The sequence below is a fragment of the Gemmata palustris genome, assembly GCF_017939745.1.
Classification (GTDB): Bacteria; Planctomycetota; Planctomycetia; order Gemmatales; family Gemmataceae; genus Gemmata; species Gemmata palustris.
In genome coordinates, this window is the sequence record NZ_JAGKQQ010000001.1 from 7535261 (window position 1) to 7557119 (window position 21859).

Here is a 21859-nt window from a genome sequence, read left to right on the forward strand (position 1 = left end):
TCACACGCGGTACCGGCATCCCGGTCCCACAGGCGCTGTAACCCGGGGGGAAAAGTCGCCCCCGGCGCCGGTGGCGAACGTGGCTTCCAGGTCCGCGTGCAGCGTACCTTGGTTGCTCTTGGCGTACAGGATGTAGTCCCCGCCCCGGTCTTGGACTGCGGTGCACACGTCCGGCTGGGTAAAGATGGCGCCCCCGGTGACCACGGCTCCGCCCAGCGGGGGCAACACGCCCAACAACCGCAGCGCCGCCTTGTGCTCGTTGGTGGTGGCCTCGACCGTCATCTGGGCGACCACGGCCGCGGCGCCCGGGGCATACGCGGCCAGCAGGTGCGCGCCCGGTACCTCGCCGTCCCGGGAGCCCCGCAACCGCTTGCCGTCCAACGCGATGTGTTCCCACCCCTCGGGATGCCGCTCCCCCAGCCACGCGCCGATGATCCGGTCCAGGTGGTCCGGGTCCAGGTTCCGCAGCAACCCGGCGATGGTGTTGGGGCACGGCATGTTCCCGTTCCTGAACCCCAGCGCGTGCCCCAGTCGCTTCTGCCGCAGCCGACCGAACTGCGCAATCGCCTCGGGCGTGGTATGCCCGGCCATCACCGCCACGAGGCACAGGGTCAACAGCCCCACCAGCGGGTACTGGCGCCCGTGACGGCTCCGCGGATCCGGCAACTCGGCCAACCGCTCGACCAGTGAACGGGACATATACAGTTCCTCGCTTGGAGCTGCACGCATACCCAAACGCTACACCTTACCCAAGGCCAATCCGTGCGGAGCCCTGGGTACAGAGAACCGGCGCGCCGGACGAAATGCCGGCTCGTAACGCTCTCAGCCCGGCGCCGCTGGTGGGCCGTCCTCCCGTGGGCTTTCGCGGAGCCGTGCGTATATTAGCCCGACGGCCCTTCCATCTGGTAACAACTCAGGAGTCCTGCGGATGTTGCGCGCGATCCGTTCGGTGTTGGGTGCGGCGGCGGTCCTGTTCGGCGGCGCGGTGTTCGCGCAACCGAAAGATGCGCCACAGGCCGAAGGGTACTTCCCGCTCAAGAAGAACACGACGTGGACCTACAAGGTCGGCGACAACGAGGTGAAGGTCCATGTCGCGAAGTCCGACAAGGTCGGCACCGAGGACCACTTCCAGGTCGACACGAAAGTGGGCACAGAAGTGAAGATGACCGAAGTGTACGTCATCAAAGCGGACGGCGTGTACCGCACCAAAGTGAAGGAAGACAAGCTCGACCCGCCCGTGAAGGTGCTCGCGCTCCCGATCAAGAAGGACGCGACCTGGGACATCAACAGTAAGGTCGGCACGCAGACCATCAAGGGCACGATGAAGGTGCTCAACGACAAGGAAGAGATCACGACGCCCGCCGGCAAGTTCACGACGGTGTTCGTCGAGGGTAAGGACATGGACATTGCCGGGGCGAAGACCACCGTGCGCCTGTGGTTCGCCAAGGAGCGCGGCATCGTGAAGGAGGAATTCATCCTCCAGTCCAACGAAGTCGTGAAGCTCGAACTGAGCAAGTACGAAGAAGGCAAGTAAGGTCTTAGGCGACCGGCCGGTGTGCAGAGCGTTCTTAGTACCGGCCGGCCACCCGACTTCGGGCCTTCGCCTGCGTGCCGCAGGCACGACACAAACATTCCCCGATGGTCACGCATACGTCACCGGTCGCGGTCCAACGGCACGACCGGTGAGTTCTGCATCACATCGAGTCTCGGCATTTCGTCCTTTGGGTAACTCCTCATCAACGCTGGCCTGATCTTTGTGCTGCCGAGTGACGGGATTTCGTCGCCCGTGTGCGCGATCTGAACAACTCAAGAGCGGCGAAGGCGATTGCGGCCCGGTCTCGCGCACCGCGTGGTACGTGCAAGTAGCGCGCACGAACGGCTTCACCGGTCCCGTGAAAGTGGACGTGCGGGGCTGCTCGCGGGCATTTCTGTGAATACGCTCACGATCTCTGCGAATATGACTCAGAACTTGCTCGTAGTGAGCGCCGCGAAGGACGCCAAAGTGGACGCTTCGGTGGTGCAGATTCGGTACTGCCACGATCAATGAGCGGGGCGAACCTGTCTCACTCGATCCGAACGCTCCGGAATCCGCCGACGTACAGGATTTGTCGCAATCAACTTCGTGGTGAAAATCGGGTACGTGAGCGAAGTGATCTGGGTAACTGTGAAGAAGTAACGCCCTGGAACCGCGGCTTACTCACCTGCGAGCGGTGCATTGTAACCACTGTAAGGCTTGAGGATCGGGCACCGGCGCGGATAATGGCTGTTCGCCCCGCCCGCGCGTGCCGCACCAATGGTCTTAACCTGCCCCCGCTGTCACCGCTCCCTGTCGTCCGTGTCCGCGGACGCCCCGCCGATGTTTTGCATGTACTGCGGGCAGAAACTCACCGACAGCTCGCGGCCGTCGTCTGAAACGTACACGCAGACGTTCACTCCCAACGCCGACCAGGGATATTCGGGAATCGATGACGACGTGCCGCCCGCACAGGAGTCGGCCCCGGAAGAAGTCGGCGGGTACAAGCTCGTTAAGATGCTCGGCGCGGGTGGGATGGGCACCGTGTACGAAGCGGAAGCGCCCGGCTCCGGGCACCGCGTCGCGGTGAAACTGCTTTCGTCGCGGCTCGCGTCCAACCCGTCATCCGTCGAGCGGTTCCGCCAGGAGGGGCGGCTCGCGAGTCAGCTCGCGCACCCGCGCTGCGTGTTCGTGCTGTCCGCCGATACCGAGAACGGCCGGCCGTACATCGTGATGGAGCTGATGCCGGGCCGCACACTCAAAGACCTCGTTGACGAGCGCGGGCCGCTGACCCAACACGAAGCCATCGCACGAACGCTGGACATCATCGACGGGCTCAGTGAAGCGCACCGCGTCGGCATGATTCACCGCGACGTGAAGCCGTCCAACTGCTTCCTCACCGCCGATGATCGCGTGAAAGTCGGTGACTTCGGGCTATCGAAGTCGCTCGCGGGCACGGGACGCAACCACCTTACGCAGACCGGCGCGTTCCTGGGGACGGTGCTGTTCGCGTCGCCCGAACAGATTCGGGGCGAACCGCTCGACTACGGTTCGGACGTGTACTCGGTCGCGGCCACGCTGTACTTCCTGCTCACCGGCCAGGCCCCGTTCCACCACGAGAGCGCGGCGACCGCTCTCGCGAAGGCGATCTCCGATCCGCCGCCCCGGGTTCGTGTCAAGCGCCCGGACGTCTCCGCGCAGCTCGAAACCGTCATCCTGCGAGGGCTGGAACGCGACCGCTCGCGCCGGTGGCAGACGCTCGACGACTTGCGCGAGGCGCTCGTCGATCTGCTCCCCGAACGTCAGCGCCCGGCCCGCCCGCGCGTCCTCGTCGCGGCGTACATCCTCGACCGTATCCTGCTCACGTTCCTGATTTTCCCGGCCGAGGTGGTCCGCATCTGGCTGGAGGGTTCGCGATCCGGGAAGATCGATGTTTTCGAGCTGCGCTGGCTCGCGGTCGGCCTTCTGTTCGCGTACTTCGGCCTCACCGAAGGGCTGCTCGGCGCCACGCCGGGGAAGTGGCTCCTCGGGCTGCGGGTCTCGCGCGTGGGGCAGACCGGTCCCCCCGGGATCGGCCGCGCGCTGGTCCGCGTGTTCGCGTTTCACGCGCTGTTCGTGGGGATGTTCTTCGTACCGGAAGAACTGGTCCGCTGGTTCGGCCCCGGGATCGGCGGGGTGCTCGGCGGCGGCTCGGCCCTCGCGTGCGTCGCCGCGATGCTGCTCCAGGTGCGGAAGAAGTGGAGCTTTCGCGGGGTGCATGATTTCGTGAGCGGGTGCCGCGTTACGCAGAAGCCACTGGGGGCGCGCAAACTGCGACTCGGGGTGCGCCAGCCGACCCCGCTCCAGACGCTGCTCCCGCCCCCGAGCGACGCGCTGCCCGAAGTTGTGGGCGGGTACATCGTTCGCGGGCGCCTTTCGGTCGAGCAGACCGGCGAACAGGTGTGGCTTGCTGAAGACCGCTCGCTCGGGCGCAGTGTGCTCCTCTGGCTGCGGCCGTGGGGCACCCTCACACTCAGTGCCGACCCGGCGCGCCCGACGCGCTTGCGGCGCGTGGGTAGCGGGGCGCTCGGGTGGGGCGGGGCCGCGTTCGACTGGACCGCGTTCGCGGCGCCGCTCGGTGGCCCGCTCGTCGAGGCGGTTCGCCCCGGGTACCCGCTGCCGTGGGCCGACGCCCGCTACGTGCTCGAACAACTGGTGGAAGAGTTCCGCGCTGCGGAGGTCGAAGAATCGGTTCCCCCGCGCCTCGCGCTCGATCACATTTGGGTCGAACCGAACGGGCGCGTGCAGGTGCTCGATTTCCCACTGTGTGCGACGCACTACGGTCCCAATGAACCGCTGGCCGTACTGCGCGAGGCCGCGTCGTTCGTGCTGGAGGGGCACCCGCGATCGAGTCGCGGCCCGGTGCGCGCTCCGCTCCCGGCGCACGCGGGGCGCGTATTAAACCAGTTATTTGAGACCGAGCCGCCGCTGGCGGAGTTTCAGAAAGAACTGGCCGAAACGCACGCCCAGCAGCCGGAAGTAACCGCCCAGGTACGTGCCGCGCACCTGGGTATTCAGGCCGCGCTCCTGGCGCTGCCCGTGGCGACCATGTTCGCGATCTCCTTCATGCTCTCGCTGTTCATGGCGTTCGAGTCCACGTTGCAGGCCCAGCGCGCGAAACAGGCGGCCGAGGTTCTGGCGCAACCGGACGCACTTGCCAAACTGCCGGACGCGGCGACTCCGGAACTCGCGGTGGCGCTCAGCAACCCGCGCGCGAAATCGCGCGTGAACGACCTCGTCGAGCGCACGCGGGCGGAAGCCGAAGTCCGGCGCGCGCAATTATTCCGCCCGCAGCGCCTCATCCTGGAGCAAACGGGTGCGGACCGCGCCGTGTTCTCTCCGGGCGCGGTGGAGCCCGTGCTCCTGTGGGCCGGCGCGCCGAACGATTCACCGCGCTCGCGCACCCGCGCGCCGTGGGTCTCGGTCGTACCGGTCGTCTCGGTGGTATTTGCGCTCGTCCCGGTGGGCTTAGTGTTCTTTGCGGGAGCGACTCGTCGGGGGCCGTCGATGGTGCTGGCGGGCATCGCCATTGTTCGCGCGGACGGGCGCCCGGCGTACCGGCGGCAGTGTTCGTTCCGCGCCGGGCTGGTGTGGTTCCCGATTACGGCGCTGCTACTCGGCGCAATCCTGCTGCAAGTTTACGCGCCCGACGCGATGTACTTGGCGGCCGTGCTGTGGCTCCTCGCGGCCGCGCTGCTGCCGGTGTACGCGGTGATCGCACTGCGGTTCCCGGCGCGCCCGCCGCAGGACCGGCTCGCGGGTACGTACCTCGTTCCGGTGTAGGGCGAACCCGGAGCCCGGAAAGGAGCCCGGGGTTGAAACCCTGTGGTCCTGGCGGTGCGTTACTACTTCAGCTCTTTGATCCACACGTTGCGGAAATCGACGCGGATGTTGTAGCTCTGGAACCCGATGTGCCCCTTGGTGCGCTCCAGGCCGGGGTGTTTGTCGAATTTCTTCTTGTAGTCGTCCAGGTTCGCGTTCACCAGCTCCACGTCGTTGTGGACGACCGTCACCTTGCGCCCGTCGCAGACGACCTTCACGGTGTTCCACTCGCCGATCGCCTTGTTCTTCGCCTCCTTCGCGGGCTGCACGTCGTAGATGGAACCGGTGTGCTGGTAGCCGGCCAGCTTCGACTTGTTGACCGACTCCCAGCCCTCGTCGTCGATGAGCTGAATTTCCATGCCGGCGTAGGCCGGGTCGCCCTTTTCCGGGGTGCGGATGCCGACACCACTGTTGCCGCCCGCCTTCGCCCACTTGTACTCGCACCGGAACTCGAAGTTGGCGTACTCCTTCTCGGTCAGCAGGTAGCCGCCCCCGCCGCTCTTGCAAACGATCACGCCGCTCTCGGTGCCCCACGCTTCGGCCTTACCGCCGCTCACCTTCCACCCGTCGAGGCTCGTGCCGTTGAAGAGATTCGTGAACCCCGCGGGTGGCTCGATCGGCTTCTCGGTGGCCTTGGGTTTCTCGTCCGCGCGCAGGCCCGCCGCGCATACCACGACCGCGAGCGCACCGAATTGTAACGCGATTCGCATGAAGAAGCTCCTTATGTGGGGTGGTCCGCACGACATCTTACCCGCCGCGCGTAGAATGGTCAGCGAAATGCTAATAGATCGCGAGTTGGGGAGCACATGCGCCGATTCATGATGAAGTCGAAGCTGCACCGGGCGACGGTGACGGAAACGAACGTCGAGTACGAGGGCAGCCTGACGATCGACACGAACTTGCTCGAGGCCGCGGACATCTTGCCGCACGAGCAGATCCACGTGTGGGACGTGACCAACGGGACGCGCCTCGTCACTTACGCACTCGAAGGGCCGCGGGGCAGCGGGGTGATCTGTGTGAACGGGGCCGGTGCGCACCTGATCCGCACCGGCGACGTGGTAATCATCGCGACGTTCGCGGAGTACGAGGACGCGGACGCCCGGGGGCACCAACCGCGGGTCGTGTTCATCGACCGCGGGAACACGATCAAGGGCACGGTATCGTGAAGCCGGGTTCGTCCCGTTACGCGCCCGGCACGGGTTGGCGCTCCCCCGCGAGTGAGCGAGGCGCGGACGGGAGCGGGGGTGGCTCCGGGGCGACTGGTCCCAGGAGCACGAGCAGCGCAAACGTCAGCGCCCCGGCGGGGCGGTAGAAATCGAACACCGGGTTCGTGCTACTGATCGGAATCGTCTGAATCACCAAGAACAACACGGCGGTCCGGCCCCACACCGGGCGCCGGGCGGTGAACAAATCGCGTACCCACGGTACGGCGATTACGAGCACCAGCAGTTCATACGCCAATACCTGGCTGCACACGACCGCGCCCGAAGCGGCCGCCGCGCACGCCCAGGTCGTCGATGGACGGCCCCCTGCCGCGCACCGACCGAGCACCAGCCCGCCCCACACGAGGTAGCCGGCGAGCGTCGTGGCCGCGCTCAGTTCGATGAGCGGGCCGCCGCACGAGACGAGAAGTCGGTTCCAGCTCGTAATTTGTGGGTTACGTTCCGCCTGGTTGTACAGCACGGCCTTGTGACCGGTCGGGAGGTAGTCGAAGTAATCCTTCAGGAACAGTGGCGAGCCGCCCACGATGGTCGCACCGACCAGGTTCAAACCGGCGACCAGCGCGACCAGTGCCGCAGCGCGTTTCCAGCCACCGAGGTACCACGCGAGCGGAACGAGTGGCAGCGCAACGTGCGGCTTCACGAACGCCACGGACCACAGAACCACACCAAGTGTCAGTCGGTTGCGCGAAAAGCACCACAACCCTGCTGCCACGCACCCGATCGAAACGATTGTGACTTGCCCGACGACGACGATCGCCAGTGCGAGCGGGTTCAGCACGAGCAAGAACGACACGATCGGCCGCAGCGGTCCCGCGCGAACGGGAGCGAGATCGCCCGCGTCGGGTTTGCGGAACAGGTCCGGTAGAGTCACGATTGCGGCCGCGGCGAGACCGAGCGCGACGCCCCAGGCAACCTTTGCCGCCGGCCACGCGAGTGCCGTGAACGGCGCGAACGCGAGCACGGCCATTGGCGGGAGGAAGTACCCGCAGTTGAGAACGAAGCTGTCTTCCCGCGGGTCATCGTCCGGGAACTGCGCCGATGCGATCTGCCGAATGAGTGCAATGTTGTAGGGCGATTCGCCGCGCAGCCCGAGTTCCGAGCCGGCGCGGTAGATGAAGAAATCGGGGAAGTTGTTCGTCGCCAAAGCTTGATAGATCCCCAAGGCGCCGAGCAGCACGGCCGGCGCGAATCGCACCCACGTCGCGGCGCTCGTGTCAAACACCGAACGTCTCCGGGAGGAGCAATACGGCCGGGTTTTGGAGGTACCGCACTACGGCGTTACCGAACGCGGCCCCGATCGCGCCGTCCAGGACGCGGTGATCGAAGGAGAACGACAGGTACACGATGTCCGATGGCTTGAGCGCGCCGTTGGCGTCGTAGAGCGGGCGCTTCACCACCTTACCCACGCCCATGATCCCGACTTCCGGGTGGTTGATGATCGGCGTGGAGATCAGCCCGCCGATGCCGCCCACCGACGTGACCGTGAACGTGCTCCCGCGCAGGTCGTCGATCTTGCTCTTCCCGGTCTTCGCGTCGTTGCCCAGGCGCTCGATGTCGGTGGCGATGGTGGCGAGATCCTTTTTGTCCGCGTCCTTAACGACCGGCACCATCAACCCGCTCGGGGCCGCGACCGCGACGCCGATGTGGTACTTGTCGTGGAGCACCACTTCCCCCGCGGCCTCGTCGTAAGTGCTGTTGACGACCGGCACTTCTTTGAGTGCCCGCGCCACGGCCTTCACGAAGAACGCGAGGTAGGTGAGCTTTACGCCGGCCCTCGCGAGCGGCTCGCGGAGCTGGTTCCGCAGCTTCACCACGTCGGTGAGGTCGCACTCGTCGATGTACGAGTAGTGCGGAATGTGCTTCTTCGACTCGACCATGTGCTCGGCAATGCGCCGGCGCAAACCGATGAGCTTCTGGCGCGTCCCCGCGATTCCGAAATCGAGCTTCGATGTGTCCGTTCCGCTCGGTGCGGACGCGGGCCGGGCACTGGCGCTGGGGCGCGGCGCAAGGTACGGCGTGAGGTCGTCGAGCAGGATGCGCCCGTGCGGGCCGCTGCCGCGAACGTGTGCGAGGTCCACACCGAGTTTGCGCGCGAGCATGCGCACGGAGGGCGCTGCGGGGGGAAGTGTTGTGGTGTGCCCGTTGGAGGTGCCACTTGCCCCCTCCCCAAGAATGGATGAACCAGAAGCGGGCTTTTGTTTTTCTCCACCTTCCTTCTTGGGGAAGGGGGCCGGGGGGGTAGGTTGCCTTTCTATCTCCCCCTTCCCTTCAGGGGGGGAGGGGGGAATTGATTTTGCCCCCTCGCCGACCGGGTTGTAACTCAGAATCACCTGCCCGACTTTGATCTTCGTGCCCGGTGTGGCGCTCAGTGCGGTAATGGTGCCCGCGAACGGCGCCGGGACTTCCATGCTCGCCTTGTCCGACATCACCTCGGCCATCGCTTGCCCGCGCGCGATCGCGTCGCCGGGGCGCACGAGCCAGCGGGTCAACTCGACTTCGAGCAGCCCTTCGCCGACCGGCGGGAGAGGATAGTCCATCTGTTTGCTCCGCTCACAGTGTTCCGCGGGCCGTGCCCACTCGTTGTTCGGTCAAGGGCTAGGTGCCTTAAGCGGCCTCGGTCGCCAAGTCCCACAACGCGCCGCGAATGTCGCCCAACTGCGGGACGCTGTTGAGTTCGTAGTTCTGGTTCATACCGATACCGGGGACGTGCTTGCCCATCAGCGTCCGCGGGCGCACCACCAAGTCGTAGAAGTGTTCGTCCACGATCCGGCGGAGCAGGTGCTCGCCGAAGTTCGTCACCTCGGTGTCCTCGTTCACGATCAGCACGCGGCCCGTTTTCAGTACACTCCGGGAGATCATCTCCCAGTCGTAGGGGAAGATGCTCCGCAGGTCGATCACGTCGAACGTGCGGTGGTGTTGGTTCGCGAGTTCGTCCGCGGCTTGCGCGCACAGCGGTAGCGGGCGCCCGTAGCTGATGACGGTGCCGAACGTGCCCTCGCGGACCAGTTCCGCCGTACCGATCTTCACCGTGTGGTCTTCGAGCTCCGGCCAGTTCGGTTCCCAGTCGGCGCGGTCGCCGATCGGTGCATCGATCATCCGGCTCAGTTCGTCCTGGTCGGCCGGTTCGCCCGGGATGAGCCGCGGGTCGCGCGCGCGGAGCAGCGCTTTGGGCAGGAGCACGAGCACCGGGTTCGGGTCCTTGATCGCCGCGATCATGAGGCCGTAAGCGTCCAGCGCGTTGGACGGCATCACGACCTTCCACCCCGGGAGCCGGCTCGCCCAGCTCTCGAAACTGTGCGAGTGGTACAGGCTCCCGCGGATGCCCGCCCCGTTCGGCGTCATCACCACCAGGGGCATGTCGTAGCCTCCGCCGCTGGCCCAGCGCTGGTTGCCCGCGATCTTGAACATGTCCAGAACGTTGAACGCGTAGTCGCAGAACTGGATTTCGCAGACGGGCCGCCCACCGGCGTAAGCGATGCCCATCGCGGTGCCAATGATGCCGCGCTCGTCGAGCGGGGTGTTCCACGCGGTCTTCAGGCCCTGCGTGGCGGTAAAGACCCCGCCGAGGGGCGGGCCGACGTCCTCACCGAACACGTCCGTCACCCCGAGGTGTTTTTCGCCGTAGTGCAGTGCCATTCGCACCGCCTGTGCCATGTTCGCCATTGTTGCTCCTCGGCGAAGTCACGAAGCTATAAAAGCCGCTCACCACGGGGATCGGGATCTGAGACTGCAGATTTATGGTTGGTGATTGGTGAGATTCGGGAAAACGCCCGGTTCTTCAATCTCCAAACACAGATCGACAATCCGAAATCCCATTCCCCGTGGTGAGGTTTTACTTCGCTCCTGGGAGGCCGGTGTAATCTTTCGGGTACGCTGCGTCCACTTCGCTCGGGGCGTAGGTGAATGCGTACACGTCTTCACGAGTGGGTTCCGCTTCTTTCATCGTCTCGACGACGGCCTCGTCCGCTTCCGCTTTCGCTTCGTCTTTCAGCGCGCGAACGGCGTTCGTGTCGATCGCGCCCGCGTCGATGAGCTTCTGCTCGAACGCGTTCAGCGGGTCGATCTCGTTCCAGTTGCGCTGGGCGCCGCTCGAAGACGAGTGCCCGTGCAACCGGCTCACCGTCGCCTCGAGCAGGAACGGCTTGCGCTCGCGGCGGCAGTAGCGCATCGCGCGGTCGATGCCGTGCCACGTCGCCACGGGGTCGTTGCCGTCGATCGTTTCGTGGCGCACGCCGTAGGGGATCGCGCGGTCCGCGATCGGCCGGTGCGTGTGAACGCTATCGAGGTCGGTCGAGATGCCGTACCGGTTGTTGGTCACCAGCATCAGGACCGGCAGTTCCGCGCCGGGCCGCGTGCTCCAGTTCAAGCAGCTCTCGAAGTCGCCCTCGGCGGTGCCGGCCTCGCCGCCCACGACGACGCTGATCCCCTCGTTCTCGCCGGGGGTCTTCAGACCGTGGCGCTTCTGCACGAGTGCGGTACCGGGCGCCATCGCGAACTGCACCTCGATCACGCTCGTGACCGGGACGACGTTCCACTCGGGGATGCTGTAGTGCCCGACGAAGTTGCGCCCGCGCGAGTGCCGGTCGGTCCACCGCATCGCGAGTTGTCGCGTGTGCTCGATCATGGGCATCCCCATCGCGAGCATGATTCCGGCGTTGCGGTAGTGGAGGTGCAGGTAGTCGTGAGCGGGACCGCGGCCCTTGTTGATTTGCAGCCCGAGGCAGACGTTGAAGGCCTCTTCGCCCGGCCCGCCTATCCAGAAGTAGGCCTCTCCGGACTTGGACATCTTGATACTGCGCTCCTCGAGAGCGCGCGTGCGGAGCATCTGGCGAAAGACCGTGAGCGCGACCTCGACCGACATGACGTCGCGACCCGACCGGATCGCGGACGGTGCTGCGGTGCGGGTGCCGCGCCGCAGCAGCGCGTCTTCGATATCGGGCGGATCCTCGTTTGCATCCGGCATGTGAATACTCCCGGCAGAGGTCGGTTTTGGAGAGGAGGGACCGACCAGGGTCCGAAAACGACTGCGATCCGGGCCTAATTTGGTGTTCGGTATTTCGGCAATTCTGTGAGAGAAACCCACAGCAGGAATCGGGCCGAAACCCAAAGTACCAAATACCAAGCACCAAACACAACGTTGAACAAATCCTACGTGACGGGCGTGTCGCGCGATTCGGCAAACTGTGCGGAATGCGCGAGCAGGGCTGCACTGTTGCGATTTCGTAACACGCCCCGCTAACCCTCTATCGGCATTATACACCTCGGTCTGCCGCGCCGTCGGGCAGATTGCGGCTTCCGAACGCGGCCGACAGCAAATAAAATCCGACCGCCACGCACAAGAGCAACCGGAACCCAAGAACCACCGAGGAATTTTCGGCCAAGCCGCCGACGAGCGCCCCTGCAACGTTGGCCCCGAACACGCGGTCCGGTTGGGTAGTGCGCTTGAAGCTCGTGGCAAAGATCACGCCAGCGAACGCAATCGGCGCAAATACTAACGCACACGCCCCAATGACTTGCACCGCCGGTGCCGTTCCGAGAAACGCGCTCGGTGATACCGCGAGCCCGATCCCGAGTGTGGCAAACAGGCCGAGGTAATACGGCTCCAGACGCTTCGGGTTCACTTTTCCCGCAAACAGGTTCCCCGCGAGGCTCATAACCAGGATCGCCGCGAACACTGCGGTGTTAACCATCCACGTCCCGCCGAACAAGAGCGCCATTTCCACGACCGCCTTCGTTTCGACGAGCATGAACCCGGCCCCGAGGAAGAACGCCCGGAGCATCGCCGGGTAGTCGGGCCGGGCGGCGGTTCCGGCGCCGAGCGCCTTCGGCCCGCCAAAGGCGATCCACAAACCGAGGGACAGGAACAGGGTGAGGGCGATACTGGTCCACGTTTGGTTGGGGACCCGGGCCTCGCGCGTGTAGAGGAACGGCCAGTCGTCCGTTGCCGGGCGCAGGGCGCCGGTGCTCTCCTCGATTTGGGCCGGAACCAATCCGAGCCACATCGGGGCGACGTCTTCTCGTGCCACCTTTCCGGTAACCGGGTCGATGACCGGTTCGTCGCCCTCGATACCGTTGGCGTCCGCGTGGAAGCGGGCGCGCCACGCCGGGCGCTGGGGGGCGGGCGGTGGTTCCGCGGGCGGCTCTGTGTCGAACCGGGACGCCGCGTCCTTCGGCACGCCCGTGTACCACGGGTACCAGTATTTGACCGGTTTCCCCGCGCGCGGCTCGAACGCCCGCTTCAGCGGCGCCAGCACCTCCGCGCTGCCCGCGAAGAGGCCGGTACACATGCCCGGGTCGAGCGGATCGGTGAACCGGATCGCGCCCGTCGGCGGGGTGGTCACCGCGACCGGATCGACGCCCCCGAACGCGGTACGCAACTGCTCCCGGATGCGCACCGCGATCCACGGGTGCCGGAAGAAGTTGTACACGGTGTACACCCCGGTGGGCTTCAGCACCCGGCGCACGTCCTGAAACGATTCGAGTGTAAAGAGGTAGCTCTCGAGTCGGAGGTTCGAGTACCCGGACTGGAGCACCAACGAATCGATCAGCGCGAAGACGACGAGGTCGTAGGTTTCGGGCTTGGCATCGCGCAGGAAGTTCCGGCCGTCGTTGATGTACACTTTGACGCGCGGGTCCTGGAACGGCTGGTCCGGGTGGTACTGCGCGCCGAGCTGCTGGATCACGGGGTCGATCTCGACGGCGTCGATCTGCGCGTCCGGGGCGGCCCAGAGCAGCGCGCGGGCCACGTCGTTGCCGTTCCCGGCCCCGATGATGAGGACGCGCTGGAACGGCTTCCACGCGGGGGCGCCCTCGGGGGTCTTGAGGTCGCGCTGGAACAGGTAGGGCAGCGCGTATGCCACCGCCGCGATCGGCGGATCTTTGCGCGGTTCCATCAACTGTTGGCTGATGAGGTTCGTGTTGATCGTGTGGTTCGGCGCGTCCGCGGTGGGGCGGAGCGAGTCGATGCGGTAATATTCGCTCCAGATGGTGTCACGGTTGAAGATCGGTAGGAACCCGGACGTGGCGAACGTCAACACCACCGCGGTCACCAGGCACGCGAGCGGGATCGTGGGCGCTGCCGGAGTGGGGGCGGCTCCCGGCGCTGCCCCGTCGGGCGCCGGGGTTTTGCGCAACAGCCAGAGCGCCAGGACGGCGCCCGCGAGGCCGAACCACACGATCGGCGGGAGCCTCAGGACCGAACTCAGTGCGAACGTGCCGATCCCGACGAGGCTCCCGAGCAGGTTCGCGGAGTAGGCGGTGGTGCGGTTGGTCACGCGGTTGAACGCGCGCCCCATCTCCTGGCCGGGGCCGACCATGATGCCGGCGATGATGACAAAGAACAGGGCGCCGACCAGTTCCATTGGCACCGTGAACGGGAGCGGGTTCCGGGACACGGCGGGCGCCTCGGTCCCGAAGTACACGACGTCCGGCTTCGCGGGGTTCCCGACCGCGAACACCGCTTGCAAGTAGTCGGAGTTGACGTTGGCAACGAGTCCCAGGCCGGTGCCGAGGAGCAACCAGTACGGCGTGTGGCGGATGAAGTTATTGGGCCGGCGGCTCACGAGGCACCCGACGGACATGCCGACGAAGCACGCCAGCAGCACCAAGTTGACGAAGAACGTGAGGAACAGGACGTGCGACGGGAACCAGCGGATGCACGCGAGTTCGAGGAACAGCACGAGCCAGGAGATGAGGAACAAGTCGAAGGCCGGGCGGTCGCGCATGGGGCGGCTCGGGGCTCGGTATGGCGGTCGGTAATTGAGGGCGGGGGCGTCCGGACGGTTTACGAACCGCTCGGCGCCGCGGACACCTCGATAAGACTAGGTCACGACACCGGACCGCACTTCCCGAATCGGGGCACCGAACCGTTCTCCAAGTTTACGGCGTTTCAAATTCGCGAAACACAGTGCAAGGCGATTGTTTGAACGCAGTTGTGCTCTTCCTGTGCGCCTGTTCCGTGGGTTTTCTCCGTTCGGGTGCCTATAACTTTGCGCCACGGGCGGCCTACTCGCGGCCGCCCAGTGCCCATCCCGCACTGACCCGTCGGAGATTCACCGTGACTTCGCGTGTCCCCGCGCTGGCGGCTGCCACCGCCCTGATAGGGTTTTTCATGATCCCCAACGTCATCCAGGCCGACGAGGGCATGTGGTTGTTCAGCAACCCGCCCCGCGCCCAGCTCAAGCAGTACAACTTCGAGCCGACCCAGCAGTGGCTCGATCACGTGCGGCTCTCCAGCGTGCGGTTCAACTCCGGCGGGTCCGGGAGTTTCGTCTCGCCCGACGGCCTCGTGATGACCAACCACCACGTCGGCGCCGGCGACCTGGAGAAGGTGTCCACGCCCGAAAAGAACTACCTCCGGGACGGGTTCCAGGCCAAGACCCGGGCCGAAGAGATCAAGTGCAAGGGCCTGGAGCTGAACGTCCTCATCGACATTAAGGACGTGACGGCCGAGGTGGAGAAGGCGGTCCCCGCGGGCACCGCGCCGGCCGCGGCGTTCAAGCTCCGCACGTCCAAGATCGCCGAACTGGAGAAGGCCGCGGCCGTTCCGGACAAGCAGATTCGTGCCGACGTGGTCACGCTCTACGCGGGCGGCCAGTACCACCTCTACACGTTCAAGAAGTACGAGGACATTCGCATCGTGTTCGCGCCGGAGAAGCAGGCCGCGTTCTACGGCGGCGACCCGGACAACTTCGAGTACCCGCGGTTCGATCTCGACGTGTGCTTCTTCCGCGTTTACGAGAACGACCAGCCGATCAAGTGCGCCCACTATTTGAAGTGGAGCGCTGCGGGCAGCAAGGCGGACGAACTCGTGTTCGTGTCCGGGCACCCGGGGCGCACGAACCGCGCGAACACGGTCGACGAACTCAAGTACCTCCGGGACACCGGGTACCCGTACCTGCTCAACCGCCTCAACCGGCTCGAAGTCATGCTCCAAGCGTGGTCCGGCCGGAGCGAGCAAAACGCCCAGCGCGCGGAAGAGGAACTGTTCAGCATCCAGAACAGCCGCAAGGCACGCATCGGGGGCTTGGCGGGCCTAATGGACCCGGCGCTCATGGGGCGCAAGGAGTCGGAACAGGCGCGACTGAAGGCGTTCATCGGCCAGTGGAACGCACCCGAGGCGCAGGCCGCAGCGACCGCGTTTGATTCTGTCGCGAAGGCCGAGAAGGTTCGTACCGAGCTCATCAAAGAAATGACCGTACTGGAGAACGCGGGCGGGTTCAGCTCGGCCTCGTTCGGGATCGCTCGCACGCTCCTCCGCGCGTCCGAAGAGCTGCCCAAGTCCGGCGGCGAGCGGCTCCGCGAGTTCGCCGACGCCCGGCTCCCGTCGCTCAAGTTCGGCCTGTTCTCGGACGAGCCGATCTTTGAAGACCTCGAAACTCTGAAGCTCGCCGACGGCCTGCAGTTCCTCGCGGTCACGCTCGGGCCGGACTCGGACCTCGTGAAGAAGGTGCTCGGCGGCAAATCGCCGCGCGAACGGGCTTACGAACTCATTAGCGGCACGAAGGTCCGCAACCCGGAGACGCGGAAGAAGATCTTCGCCGACATCGAGGCCGCGGCCAAGGGCGGCAAGGCGGCCGATCTCGCGGCCCTGAACGATCCGATGATCGAACTCGCGCGCCTCGTCGACGGCCCGTCCCGGGCGCTCCGCAAGCGGTTCGAGAACGAGGTGGACGAGCCGAAGCGCCAGGCGCACGCGGCGCTGGCGAAGGCCAAGTTCGCGATGGACGGCGATAAGGTATACCCGGACGCCACGTTCACGCTGCGGCTCGCGTTCGGCACGGTGAAGGGCTACAAGGAGGACGGCAAGGACGTGCCCGCGTTCACCACCTTCGAGGGCCTCTACAAGCGCTCGGCCGAGCAGAGCAACAAGGGGGCGTTCGAGCTGCCCAAGCGGTGGGTGGAGAAGAAGAACAAGCTCGACCTCTCGACGCCCTATAACTTCGTCTGCACCGCGGACATCATCGGTGGCAACAGCGGGTCGCCGGTGATTAACCGCAACGCGGAAGTCGTCGGGCTGATCTTCGACGGCAACATCCAGTCGCTGGTACTCGACTTCATCTTCGACCAGGACACCGCCCGGGCCGTGTCGGTGGACAGTCGCGCGATCGTCGAGGCGCTGCGGAAGGTGTACGACGCCAACGACCTCGCCGACGAATTGACCGGGAAGGCCAAGTAACGCCGCTTACAACGCCCGCGGCACACTGTGCCGCGGGCGTGTCTCGGTCGGTATGTTTGTGGGATGAGTAGGCGTCGCACTCACCTTTCTCACTTCAGAACAAGGCACAAAGGCGGAACACGGAACCCGCTCTGGCCTCATACAACACGTCCCGGCGCCCTCCGCGCGTTGGCCCATCACCTACTCGCACGCAGCCTCGATCGAACCGATCGATCCTTCGGTGCTTTGTGCGAACGGCTCGTCACCATCTTCGAGATTCGCGACGAATTGAAGACCGCGAACGGCCGGCAACGGTACCGCACCTGATAACACGGGTTTAATACGTTCTCCCCACAGCCCGGCACGCCTTTGGTCCCACCAGAGCGATCCGACCTTACCGCCTGGGTAATTTCGGAATTTCGGTGAGGACGAAAGGAATGAATTGACTCCCACTCTCCGGCCGACTATCTTCTACCTGCGCGAATGACCGCTGCCACGGCGCTCGCGCGCTGCCACGTTTTGACGTCCTGCCAACAACCGCGCCGCCTGCCCTCCCCAGGCCCGAGCCTGCGCTCAACGCCCGACCCGCTGCACACTGACCCGCCTAACAACCTCACGCCATTCCTTCCGACAGGAGTCCTGCCGATGAACTTGCTGTCTCGTTGCATGGGTTCGCCGCTCAGCCGGAGAAACTTCCTGCACGTCGGGGCAATTGGTGCTCTCGGCCTGACCCTCGACCAGTACATGCGGCTGCAGGCCGCGGAACCGGCCGCGAAGAAGAAGCCGAAGGCCGAAGCCTGTATCCACATTTTCCTGCCCGGCGGTCAGGCCCACCAGGAGAGCTGGGACCCGAAGCCGTTCGCGCCGGTCGAGTACCGCGGGCAGATGGGCACCGTGAAGACCAAGATCGAGGGCGAGGTCTTCAACGAGTGCCTCACGAAGACCGCCGCGATCGCGGACCAGATCACCGTGTGCCGGGCGATGACCCACGGCGAAGCCGCCCACGAGCGCGGCACGCACAACATGTTCACCGGCTACCGCCCCAGCCCGGCGCTCAAGTTCCCCAGCATGGGCAGCGTGGTCAGCCACGAGCTCGGCGTGCGAAACAACCTCCCGCCCTACGTCGCGGTGCCGAACATGCCGGCCAACGACGCGGGCAGCGGGTACTTGTCGTCGTCCTTCGCCCCGTTCAGTTTGGGCAGCGACCCGGCCAATGGCGGGTTCCGCGTGCAGGACCTCAGCCTCCCGGGGAGCGTCACCCCCGACCGGTTCGCCACCCGGCGGAACATGCTCGACGCGGTGAACGCTCACTTCGCCGGTAAGGAGAAGTCGGACAACCTCGACGCGATGGACACCTTCTACCAGCGCGCCTACGGCCTGATCTCCAGCGAGAAGGCCCGCGACGCCTTCGACATCAACAAGGAAGAGGCCAAGCTCCGCGACGCCTACGGCCGCAACACCGCCGGCCAGCGGATGCTGATGGCCCGCCGGCTCGTCGAGGGCGGCGTCCGGTTCGTCACGCTCACCTACGGCGGGTGGGACCTGCACAACGACATCATCAACGGCACGAAGAGCCAGCTCCCGCAATTCGACCAAGCGTTCGCGACCCTCATCACCGACCTGAAGCAGCGCGGGCTGTTCGACAGCACGCTCATCATGGTGTCGAGTGAGTTCGGGCGCACGCCGAAGATCAACGGGACCGCCGGGCGCGACCACTGGCCGAAGGTGTTCAGCGTGGTGCTCGCCGGGGGCGGCATCAAGAAGGGCTTCATCTACGGCAAGTCCGACGCGACCGCCAGCGAACCCGACGAGGACGGGCTGACGGTCGAAGACCTGGCGCACACCGTTTACGACTGCCTGGGCATCGACGCGACCAAGAAACTCATGTCGCCCGGCGACCGCCCGATCGACATCGTCCGCGAGGGGAAGACCCGCAAGGAACTGTTGGCGTAAGCGGAATTTCAGGAAGGGTGTTCACCGCAGAGGGCGCAAAGGGCGCAGAGAAAGACCGGAATCAGGAGTTCACACCATGCTTCTTCGTCTCGTGCTTCCTCTCTGTGCCCTTTGCGCCCTCTGCGGTGAAACATTTGCCGCGTCTCCCTCGCTCGGCGGAATCCAGCCGCGCGGGGCGCAGCGCGGCACCGAAGCCGTACTCACGTTCTCCGGCGGGCGCCTCGCGGACGCACAGGAGGTGCTCGTCTATTACCCCGGCATCGCGGTCAAGAAGCTCGAAGTCGTCAACGACGCGACGCTGAAGGCCACGGTCACGATCGCACCGGATTGCCCCCTCGGTGAGCACGCCTTTCGTGTTCGGACCGCGTCGGGAATCTCGGAGGTGCGCACATTTTGGATCGGGGCACTTCCAGTCGTGGAAGAGGTCGAGCCGAACAACGATTTCGACAAGCCGCAACCGGTCCCGCTGAACGTGACCGTTCACGGCATCGTTCAAGCGGAAGACCAGGATTACTTCGTCGTCGAGTGCAAGAAGGGCCAGCGCCTCTCGGTCGAAGTCGAAGGAATGCGTTTGGGCGTCACGTTCTTCGATCCCTACGTCGCGATCCTCGACGCGAAGCGGTTTGAACTCGCGACCGGCGACGACTCTGCGCTCAGCGCGCAAGACGGCGGGTGCTCGGTCGTGGTCCCGGCCGACGGCAAGTACATCGTCCAGATCCGCGAGAGCGCCTACGGCGGCAACGGTGCGTGCCAGTACCGTCTGCACATTGGCAACTTCCCGCGGCCTACAGCGGTTGTGCCCGCAGGCGGCAAACCGGGCGAAGAACTGGAAGTCACCTTCCTCGGCGACCCGTCCGGGCCGATCAAGCAGAAGGTCAAGCTCCCCGCGAACCCGGACGACCAGTGGCGGCTGCACTGCCAGACGCCCGAGGGGATTCACCCCGCCGGCTTCAAGTTCCGCGTCGCGAACCTGCCCAACGCGCTCGAAACACCGAACAACGGCGCGCCCGCGACCGCCAGCCCCGGCGCCGCGCCCGGTGCGTTCAACGGCGTCGTGAGCGCACCGAACGAAACCGACTACTTCAAGTTCGCCGCGAAGAAGGGCCAGGTGTTCGACGCCCGGTGCTTCGCCCGGCAACTCGGCTCGCCGCTCGACCCGGTGCTCTACTTCGGCAACGCGACCGGCGGGGTGATCGCCGCCAACGACGATAGCGGTGGCCCGGACAGCTACTTCCGCCTCACGATCCCGGCCGATGGTGACTACACGCTCTGGGTTCACGACCACCTGAAGAAGGGCGGCGCGGACTACTTCTACCGCATCGAACTGACGCCGGTCGCGGCCGCGATCAGCACCACCATCCCCAAAGTTGACGGCAACAACCCCGCGAACCAGGACCGCCAGACGATTACCGTTCCGAAGGGCGGGCGGAACGCGGTGCTCGTGATCGCGAACCGCGCCGACTTCGGCGGCCCACTCAACATCGGGTTGGATAAGCTCCCCGCGGGCGTCACGCTGACCGCGGAACAAATGGAAGCGGGGCTGAACGTCGTTCCCGTGGTGTTCGACGCCAAGCCGGACGCACCGACCGCGGGCCACCTCGCGGTAATCACCGCGGTCCACCCCGACCCCAACGTAAAGGCGTCGTACAAATTGTCGCTCGATGCGGCGCTCGTTCTCGGTCCGCCGAACCAGACCGTGTACGCGCGGCACGAAATCAACCGCACCGCGGTCGCGGTCGGTGAGGTCGCACCGTACTCGATCGAGGTGATCGAGCCGAAAGTGCCGCTCGTGCAGAACGGCTCGTTCAACCTCCGTGTCGTCGCCAAGCGCGCCGCGGGCTTCAAGGGCGCGATCACGGTGTTCCCGCTGTGGACCCCGCCGGGCATGGGCATTCAAGGCTCCGCGGTGATCCCCGAGGGTCAAACAGAAACCGTGCTGCCGATGAACGCGGCCCCGGACGCGGGCGCCCGCAAGTGGAAGACGGCCGTTCACGCGGTGGCGGACGCGGGCAAAGGCCCGGTCTGGGTTTCGAGCCAACTGTTCGCGCTCGAAGTCGCGGCCCCCGTCGTCACCCTCGCGATGGAGCGCCCGGCCGTTGAACAGGGCGGGCAAACGCAACTATTCTGCAAGGTCGCGGTGACGCGACCGTTCGAGGGCAAGGCGAAGGTGACCGTCTACGGCCTCCCGACGAAGGTCACGACTCAGGTTTTGGAAGTCACGAAGGACACGAAGGAGATCGCGTTCCCGATCGTCGCGGACAAGACCAGCCCCATCGGTCAGCACAACGTCTTCGCACAAGTGGTGATCGACAAGGGCGGCGAGCTCATCACGGGGAACACCGGCGGTACGCAGCTCCGCATCGACGCCCCGCTCCCGCCGAAGGTCGCGGCCACCCCGACACCACAACCGAACCCGATGACGCCGAAGCCGCCCACCCCGACACCGGCGACGCCCGAAAAGCGGCTCACGCGCCTCGAGCAGCTCCGCAAGGAAGCCGAGGAGCGCGAGAAGGCCGCGGCCAGTGGCACGCAACCGCCACCCAAGAAAGAAGAGCCGAAGAAGCCGTGATATGATGAGGCGTTCGCCCACTCGACACGGAGAAGCCATGAGCGAAGCCGCCGAGAAACTGAAAACGGCCATACTGGAACTGCCCCTCGCGGAGCGGCTAGAGGTGATGGACGCGCTTGCTGCGTCGCTTCCGCCCGATGACGTCACGGAAGACAATACCGCCTTCGATGCGGTGCTCCAACGCCGTGCAGAAGACCTGGATAGTGGGCGGGTGAAGGGTGTACCGGCAAACGAAGTGATGGAACGGCTCCGTGCGAAGTACGCAAAATGAAACCGGTCATCCTGCACCCGGAAGCCGAAACGGAGATCGAGGACGCAGCCGACTTCTACGAATCGCGTCGGGCCGGCTACGGCGAACTGTTCCGGGCCGAAATCGAAGCCGCTCTCACCCAGATCGGCAACGTGCCCACGGTGTTTGCCCTCTACAAAGGTGGTCCCGCGCGGCGCCGGCTCCTCAATCGGTTCCCGTTCGCCGTCTACTTCATCGAACGAGATGCCGCGGTTCACGTGATCGCGGTCGCGAACCAACGACGGAAACCGGGCTACTGGCTCGACCGACTGAACGACGTGTGAAGACCCACCGC

At 65.5% G+C, this 21859-nt stretch carries 15 protein-coding genes; 8 read left to right on the top strand and 7 right to left on the bottom strand.

Going from position 1 to position 21859, the window contains the following annotated elements:
• Positions 1 to 699 carry an ISAs1 family transposase gene (locus J8F10_RS40060; RefSeq protein WP_210653680.1) on the bottom strand — a complete coding sequence of 233 codons (699 nt, stop codon included), beginning with the start codon at positions 697 to 699 and terminating at the stop codon, positions 1 to 3.
• A 229-nt stretch (positions 700 to 928) separates the two neighbouring features.
• On the opposite strand from J8F10_RS40060, the gene J8F10_RS31225 reads away from it, so the two are divergent.
• On the top strand, positions 929 to 1534 hold the full coding sequence (locus J8F10_RS31225) for a hypothetical protein (protein WP_210660499.1): 606 nt from the start codon (positions 929 to 931) through the stop codon (positions 1532 to 1534).
• An 822-nt stretch (positions 1535 to 2356) separates the two neighbouring features.
• Entirely contained in the window at positions 2357 to 5335 is a 2979-nt protein-coding gene (locus J8F10_RS31230) for a protein kinase domain-containing protein (RefSeq protein WP_210660500.1), read from the top strand.
• A gap of 62 nt (positions 5336 to 5397) precedes the next feature.
• Here J8F10_RS31230 and J8F10_RS31235 read toward each other — a convergent pair whose 3' ends face one another.
• Positions 5398 to 6084: a 3-keto-disaccharide hydrolase gene (locus J8F10_RS31235; protein ID WP_210660501.1), complete on the bottom strand. Its 687-nt coding sequence runs from the start codon at positions 6082 to 6084 to the stop codon at positions 5398 to 5400.
• 96 nt (positions 6085 to 6180) lie between these two features.
• On the opposite strand from J8F10_RS31235, the gene panD reads away from it, so the two are divergent.
• Entirely contained in the window at positions 6181 to 6540 is a 360-nt protein-coding gene (gene panD, locus J8F10_RS31240) for an aspartate 1-decarboxylase (RefSeq protein WP_210660502.1), read from the top strand.
• Positions 6541 to 6556: 16 nt separating this feature from the next.
• Here panD and J8F10_RS31245 read toward each other — a convergent pair whose 3' ends face one another.
• From J8F10_RS31245 to J8F10_RS31265, 5 genes are all read right to left on the bottom strand, one after another.
• Entirely contained in the window at positions 6557 to 7819 is a 1263-nt protein-coding gene (locus tag J8F10_RS31245; RefSeq protein ID WP_210660504.1) for a glycosyltransferase 87 family protein, read from the bottom strand.
• On the bottom strand, positions 7812 to 9134 hold the full coding sequence (locus J8F10_RS31250) for a dihydrolipoamide acetyltransferase family protein (RefSeq protein WP_210660505.1): 1323 nt from the start codon (positions 9132 to 9134) through the stop codon (positions 7812 to 7814). Before J8F10_RS31250 ends, J8F10_RS31245 begins: the two co-directional genes overlap by 8 nt.
• 67 nt (positions 9135 to 9201) lie before the next feature.
• The gene (locus tag J8F10_RS31255) at positions 9202 to 10260 is read right to left on the bottom strand and encodes an alpha-ketoacid dehydrogenase subunit beta (RefSeq protein ID WP_210660506.1); all 1059 of its coding nucleotides are present in this window, start codon (positions 10258 to 10260) and stop codon (positions 9202 to 9204) included.
• A 169-nt stretch (positions 10261 to 10429) separates the two neighbouring features.
• Positions 10430 to 11560 carry a thiamine pyrophosphate-dependent dehydrogenase E1 component subunit alpha gene (locus J8F10_RS31260; RefSeq protein ID WP_210660507.1) on the bottom strand — a complete coding sequence of 377 codons (1131 nt, stop codon included), beginning with the start codon at positions 11558 to 11560 and terminating at the stop codon, positions 10430 to 10432.
• Positions 11561 to 11849: 289 nt separating this feature from the next.
• Positions 11850 to 14321, bottom strand: a complete 2472-nt coding sequence (locus J8F10_RS31265) for a spermine/spermidine synthase domain-containing protein (RefSeq protein ID WP_210660508.1) — start codon at positions 14319 to 14321, stop codon at positions 11850 to 11852.
• Between the two features lie 332 nt (positions 14322 to 14653).
• On the opposite strand from J8F10_RS31265, the gene J8F10_RS31270 reads away from it, so the two are divergent.
• The 5 genes from J8F10_RS31270 (at position 14654) to J8F10_RS31290 (ending at position 21848) form a co-directional block, all read left to right on the top strand.
• The gene (locus J8F10_RS31270) at positions 14654 to 16774 is read left to right on the top strand and encodes a S46 family peptidase (protein ID WP_315854192.1); all 2121 of its coding nucleotides are present in this window, start codon (positions 14654 to 14656) and stop codon (positions 16772 to 16774) included.
• A gap of 624 nt (positions 16775 to 17398) precedes the next feature.
• Complete coding sequence (locus tag J8F10_RS31275; RefSeq protein WP_246523678.1) at positions 17399 to 18706, top strand: DUF1501 domain-containing protein; 1308 nt, start codon at positions 17399 to 17401, stop codon at positions 18704 to 18706.
• Between the two features lie 76 nt (positions 18707 to 18782).
• Positions 18783 to 21275, top strand: coding sequence for a PPC domain-containing protein (locus J8F10_RS31280; protein ID WP_210660509.1), 2493 nt, complete (start codon positions 18783 to 18785; stop codon positions 21273 to 21275).
• Positions 21276 to 21312: 37 nt separating this feature from the next.
• Complete coding sequence (locus J8F10_RS31285) at positions 21313 to 21546, top strand: addiction module protein (RefSeq protein WP_210660510.1); 234 nt, start codon at positions 21313 to 21315, stop codon at positions 21544 to 21546.
• Positions 21543 to 21848 (top strand): type II toxin-antitoxin system RelE/ParE family toxin, encoded by a 306-nt coding sequence (locus tag J8F10_RS31290; RefSeq protein ID WP_210660511.1) that lies wholly within the window; start codon positions 21543 to 21545, stop codon positions 21846 to 21848. The genes J8F10_RS31285 and J8F10_RS31290 overlap by 4 nt, the downstream gene beginning before the upstream one ends.
• Positions 21849 to 21859: the final 11 nt, after the last annotated feature.

Coding starts and splice junctions, on each gene's coding strand:
- J8F10_RS40060 (WP_210653680.1), bottom strand. CDS start 699: ATGTCCCGTTCACTGGTCGAGCGGTTGGCCGAGTTGCCGGATCCGCGG.
- J8F10_RS31225 (WP_210660499.1), top strand. CDS start 929: ATGTTGCGCGCGATCCGTTCGGTGTTGGGTGCGGCGGCGGTCCTGTTC.
- J8F10_RS31230 (WP_210660500.1), top strand. CDS start 2,357: ATGTTTTGCATGTACTGCGGGCAGAAACTCACCGACAGCTCGCGGCCG.
- J8F10_RS31235 (WP_210660501.1), bottom strand. CDS start 6,084: ATGCGAATCGCGTTACAATTCGGTGCGCTCGCGGTCGTGGTATGCGCG.
- panD (WP_210660502.1), top strand. CDS start 6,181: ATGCGCCGATTCATGATGAAGTCGAAGCTGCACCGGGCGACGGTGACG.
- J8F10_RS31250 (WP_210660505.1), bottom strand. CDS start 9,134: ATGGACTATCCTCTCCCGCCGGTCGGCGAAGGGCTGCTCGAAGTCGAG.
- J8F10_RS31255 (WP_210660506.1), bottom strand. CDS start 10,260: ATGGCGAACATGGCACAGGCGGTGCGAATGGCACTGCACTACGGCGAA.
- J8F10_RS31260 (WP_210660507.1), bottom strand. CDS start 11,560: ATGCCGGATGCAAACGAGGATCCGCCCGATATCGAAGACGCGCTGCTG.
- J8F10_RS31265 (WP_210660508.1), bottom strand. CDS start 14,321: ATGCGCGACCGCCCGGCCTTCGACTTGTTCCTCATCTCCTGGCTCGTG.
- J8F10_RS31275 (WP_246523678.1), top strand. CDS start 17,399: ATGAACTTGCTGTCTCGTTGCATGGGTTCGCCGCTCAGCCGGAGAAAC.
- J8F10_RS31280 (WP_210660509.1), top strand. CDS start 18,783: ATGCTTCTTCGTCTCGTGCTTCCTCTCTGTGCCCTTTGCGCCCTCTGC.
- J8F10_RS31285 (WP_210660510.1), top strand. CDS start 21,313: ATGAGCGAAGCCGCCGAGAAACTGAAAACGGCCATACTGGAACTGCCC.
- J8F10_RS31290 (WP_210660511.1), top strand. CDS start 21,543: ATGAAACCGGTCATCCTGCACCCGGAAGCCGAAACGGAGATCGAGGAC.